The sequence below is a fragment of the Hungatella sp. SL.1.14 genome, assembly GCF_024460495.1.
GTDB lineage: Bacteria > Bacillota > Clostridia > Lachnospirales > Lachnospiraceae > Hungatella > Hungatella hathewayi.
On record NZ_JANFYJ010000136.1, the window covers coordinates 1 to 420 of the forward strand.

General features: G+C 51.7%; 2 pseudogenes. One reads left to right on the forward strand and one right to left on the reverse strand.

Annotation, left to right across the window (positions count from 1 at the left end):
• Positions 1 to 127, reverse strand: a pseudogene (locus NE473_RS30330) (ferritin-like domain-containing protein); the annotation flags it as partial.
• A 43-nt stretch (positions 128 to 170) separates the two neighbouring features.
• On the opposite strand from NE473_RS30330, the pseudogene NE473_RS30335 reads away from it, so the two are divergent.
• Positions 171 to 420, forward strand: a pseudogene (locus NE473_RS30335) (SLC13 family permease); the annotation flags it as partial.

Here is a 420-nt window from a genome sequence, read left to right on the forward strand (position 1 = left end):
ACTGCTTATCCGGTTTATCGATCGCCTCAAGAGTCACCTTCCCGCTGTTATTCTGCAGATACTGCATGAACAGCATCGCATGGTCTCTCTCCTCCTGTGCCTGCACCTGATACCAGTTCGCATCACCGAAGGACTATAACAGCCGCATCAACTGGAGCATCATCGCTTTTATGGGCGGCGCCATCAACCTGGCCAATGCCCTTACCACAGTGGGGATCGACACCTGGCTGGGCAATACATTCGGTGCTTTCATGGCAAGTCTTATCAGCAACCCGTTTTTATTTGTCTTTGTCATTGCCACCGTCGCACTGCTTGCACGTTTTATCATCGTGGATATGACCACCTGTTACACGCTCTTCATTGTAATTCTGACTCCGTTCTGCATACAGGCCGGCATGAGCCCCTGGATCGCAGCCATGG